Origin of the sequence: Halococcus sp. AFM35, from assembly GCF_051195015.1 — an archaeon.
Lineage (GTDB): Archaea > Halobacteriota > Halobacteria > Halobacteriales > Halococcaceae > Halococcus.
This window is the reverse complement of record NZ_JBNTJU010000069.1, coordinates 1-3,282: the sequence shown is the minus strand read 5'-3', so window position 1 is coordinate 3,282 and position 3,282 is coordinate 1. Positions and strand designations below refer to the sequence as shown.

General features: G+C 57.1%; 5 protein-coding genes and 1 pseudogene. 1 reads left to right on the top strand and 5 read right to left on the bottom strand.

Annotated elements, in window-relative coordinates; all coding sequences use genetic code 11:
* Window positions 1-137 precede the first annotated feature (137 nt).
* Entirely contained in the window at window positions 138-620 is a 483-nt protein-coding gene (locus ACQUQO_RS17980; protein WP_435079991.1) for a transcriptional regulator, read from the bottom strand.
* Window positions 601-909 carry a toxin-antitoxin system TumE family protein gene (locus tag ACQUQO_RS17975; protein WP_435079989.1) on the bottom strand — a complete coding sequence of 103 codons (309 nt, stop codon included), beginning with the start codon at window positions 907-909 and terminating at the stop codon, window positions 601-603. The genes ACQUQO_RS17980 and ACQUQO_RS17975 overlap by 20 nt, the downstream gene beginning before the upstream one ends.
* A 317-nt stretch (window positions 910-1,226) precedes the next feature.
* On the opposite strand from ACQUQO_RS17975, the gene ACQUQO_RS17970 reads away from it, so the two are divergent.
* Window positions 1,227-1,961: a recombinase family protein gene (locus ACQUQO_RS17970; RefSeq protein ID WP_435079987.1), complete on the top strand. Its 735-nt coding sequence runs from the start codon at window positions 1,227-1,229 to the stop codon at window positions 1,959-1,961.
* 11 nt (window positions 1,962-1,972) lie between these two features.
* Here the strand turns inward: ACQUQO_RS17970 and ACQUQO_RS17965 are convergent, their stop codons facing one another.
* The 3 genes and pseudogenes from ACQUQO_RS17965 to ACQUQO_RS17955 form a co-directional block, all read right to left on the bottom strand.
* A complete protein-coding gene (locus ACQUQO_RS17965; protein WP_435079985.1) occupies window positions 1,973-2,329 on the bottom strand; it encodes a type II toxin-antitoxin system PemK/MazF family toxin in 357 nt (118 codons plus the stop codon).
* Entirely contained in the window at window positions 2,322-2,600 is a 279-nt protein-coding gene (locus ACQUQO_RS17960) for a hypothetical protein (protein WP_435079993.1), read from the bottom strand. Before ACQUQO_RS17960 ends, ACQUQO_RS17965 begins: the two co-directional genes overlap by 8 nt.
* 323 nt (window positions 2,601-2,923) lie before the next feature.
* Window positions 2,924-3,016, bottom strand: a pseudogene (locus tag ACQUQO_RS17955) (IS6 family transposase); the annotation flags it as partial.
* Between the last annotated feature and the right edge of the window lie 266 nt (window positions 3,017-3,282).

The following is a 3,282-nucleotide window of genomic DNA, read 5'->3' as shown; positions in this document are numbered from 1 at the left end:
GTGAAGCTACTTGCTTCACGAAGCGGAAGAGTGTCTTCTCCACAACAGCACTCTCCCGCTTCAGTACACTGATTCTGGCGACCTATCCTGCTTCCCTCTGCAGATTCAACTGAGCCGTTTGAAACTGGTTTGCTTCCTCATCCCGATGCAACCGCACGGTCGGTCTCGTCGGCTGTCGTCGCTTCAACCTCGACTTCGATTTTCACCGTCTCATACGGCACGTAGGGTTGCTTCGCGCGGCCGTCCTGCTCGAAGTAGACGATTTCGTACTCGGCGAGCAGATTCACATCATCAGCGGTCTCTTTGACACCTCGGTCAAGCCGGTCGGCGAGGTCGCGGATACTCTCAGGCCGCGCGTCCATAATGCTGCCCAAGAGTTCGATGCGCCGGGCGGTGAGTAGTTTCCGCAGCGCTGCCGGGTCTTGGAAATTGATGACGTGCGGGACCGTTTCGCCGTCTTGCCACTCGCGCAGGCGCTCACGCGAGGATTCACGGGCTTTCTCTTGGGGGTTGGCCGTGAGTCGCAATACTGGTGGGTATTCGACCTCCTCGGGTCCCATTTCGAAGGGTTCGCTGTCGATGCTGTCGTCGGTGTCGGGGTTAGGAGTGTCGTTGCTCATGAAGCTCATCCATTTCCTCGTAGAAACGGTCGATGTGGTCGTTGATGCCTGTGTAGTCGATGCTTTCGACGCTCTCACGGGTGTGACGGTGGTGGGTGTTTACGTTCGGGTGGTAGGGATAGTTGTCGAAGCGGAGTAGTGTCGTCCCATCTGCGGTCATATACTGGAAACTATATTTGAGGCCGAGCGGGTAGTCGTCGCTTTGTGACACTTGCAGCACTTTCATGCGGTATCGGTCTCCGTTCGGGTGGGTATCTGTCTCTCTGAACACCTCGGTCGCTGGTGCCATCGACTACGTAGGGGTCGAACCCCCACAAAGATAAACGTTGGGGCGTAGGCCCATCATCCATACAGTAGCAGAAATTGAAGGAGCAAGGTTTCTACCCATCATATACCACATTCCACTATACCGATAGCGTTGGCTCGCCAATATATTGCTCGCGGGTTTGCGGCGGTGTGGGAATGAGTGAATGTCCGGTATTTCCAGCCAGCAACACAGTCCAACCGCATGTCTACCCCTGCAATGAAGCACATGGATCATTGCAGCCTGCAACAAACCCACCCACCTTTATATACTGAACACCCGGTAACAAAGACGACTCCAAAATGGCCTCCATAGCCACCTACATCCGTGCCTCCACCGACACCCAAGAGACCACTCACCAACGCGATGCGATCAACGATTGGCTCGACGAACACGACATCGACCCGGATGACGTCGACCAATACGCCGACCTCGGATACTCCGGGTCGGACCCCGGCCGCGAACAGTTCTCCGAGCTGATCGACGCAATTGATACTGGTGAGTACGAGTACGTCGTGGTGTGGGAGATTTCGCGGTTGGCACGACTCGGCAGTATCTACCAGCGCTTTTTCGAGTGCTGCGAAGATGCCGGGACCACCGTCGCTATCACCGACGGTTGGATCTCTGAAGTGCGTCCTGACGGCACCGGGAAGCTTATTGCTGACATCTCCGCTGCCGTTGCCGAAGAGGAACGTCGCCGGCTCATCAAGCGCGTCGAGGCCGGTGTCGCTAGCGCACAGGAGCAAGGCAAATGGACCGGCCGGGTTCCCACTGGCTTCCGCCATGACGACGATGGGTATTTGCAGGTGCTCCTCGACCCCGACCGCGAAGACGGCGAGGTCGGTTACCTCGAAGTCCGTCGGGCGTTAGAGCGCGTCAGCGACAGTGAATCGTATCGAGCGGTCGCCCGCGATATGCCGAACCTCACCCGTCAAGGCCTCATGAAAATCCACAAGGATCCCGACCGTCGTCGCTGGTATCTCGGGGCCGAAGCCGACGACGACCGCGTGAGCGCTGCTCTCAAAACTGTTCAGTAGAACAGCCGCTCTCAATCGAGGGCGAGCTCGAGTTTCAGCGCGCTATCGACCTCTCGCATGATAGATGCCGGGAGCTGCCCGGCGACGAACTGGATGCGTTCAGGGATATCGACCGAGCGAATCTGATCGAGTCGAATCGATGAATCTTCGTTGAAATCACTCTCGTCCTCCGTTACCAGGACTTCGAAGGGATAGCCACGATGGGTGGTTGTCGCGGGGGCAACGACCGTCGTGTGCGAGTTGCGGTTGCCGACGTCATTTTGGACGACAACGCACGGGCGCGTCTTCTGCATCTCGTGGCCGCGCGTCGGATCAAGCTCGACGATGACGATATCGCCTCGTCTAACTTCCGTCGCGTCCTCACTCATCGTCCTCGTCGGCATCGTAGCCTTCGACGCGAGGTGCCGGACCGAGTGACTCCCACGCTTCATCAGACACGTGGTCCCACTCACGAGTGATGTCACGGGCGGATGTAGCCGCATCTTGGTAGGCCGCCGCGAGCTCGTCTTCGTTCGGTCGGTCGTCCTCGACGTCAACGACAGCGACAGTGATGCGCTTGTTCGCGTATTCAGTGCCGAGGTACAGCCGTCCGCGGTCGTCGGCTTCCTTCGTTCGGATATCGTCCGATTCGACGTTCATACCCATGGTATCCACTATTGCCCACGGCAAATTAAACCTGTCCCACTATTGCCCACGGTCACGCTCCAGTACACCGGGATGTGGATTCGAATCACCGATCTGCAGGATATGAACCCGCCGGAATTACTGGCTATCCCATCCCGCTGGCCGACACTCTCTTCGAGACACGAATAACGGTTCTGACCGAGACGCATACCGAGCGAGAACCACCTTCTCGCCACCCCGCTACCGAGTTAAAGACACCCACCTTCTGGCCAGTCTGGTCAGAAACTCTAGCTTCTGACCACGACAAACAATTTATATATCCTGTCTGTCGGCGCTGTCTAGTTGAGAACCTCCTCAGCTGGCGTTCGTCCATCGAGCGCTTGATTCGGTCGATTATGGTTGTAGTGGTGCCTGAACCGTCGCAGCCAGCGCACTAGGGGCTAGCGTAATCTTCTGACGTTCAGCATCAGCCAGCATACTTTACCCGGCGAGCACTGCCAATCTGAGCGAGAACGAGCGTCAAGAACTTCGGCCAGGCCCTAATGGGTCGTCAGGCAGAATCTCGTGCGCCTCGGCCTCTGCCGTTGGGCAGTTGTCCAGATGGCTATCAATCATCGGCTCTCGACTTGGCAAGATCGTTTGGTTCAGCTAGTTCCAGATAATCTGATCGAACTTTCTACGTTCGTTTTATAGCGGT

What these genes read in the sequence shown, in the direction of transcription:
- ACQUQO_RS17965 (WP_435079985.1), bottom strand. Translation starts at nt 2,329, where the DNA reads ATGAGTGAGGACGCGACGGAAGTTAGACGAGGCGATATCGTCATCGTC.
- ACQUQO_RS17970 (WP_435079987.1), top strand. Translation starts at nt 1,227, where the DNA reads ATGGCCTCCATAGCCACCTACATCCGTGCCTCCACCGACACCCAAGAG.
- ACQUQO_RS17980 (WP_435079991.1), bottom strand. Translation starts at nt 620, where the DNA reads ATGAGCAACGACACTCCTAACCCCGACACCGACGACAGCATCGACAGC.
- ACQUQO_RS17960 (WP_435079993.1), bottom strand. Translation starts at nt 2,600, where the DNA reads ATGAACGTCGAATCGGACGATATCCGAACGAAGGAAGCCGACGACCGC.
- ACQUQO_RS17975 (WP_435079989.1), bottom strand. Translation starts at nt 909, where the DNA reads ATGGCACCAGCGACCGAGGTGTTCAGAGAGACAGATACCCACCCGAAC.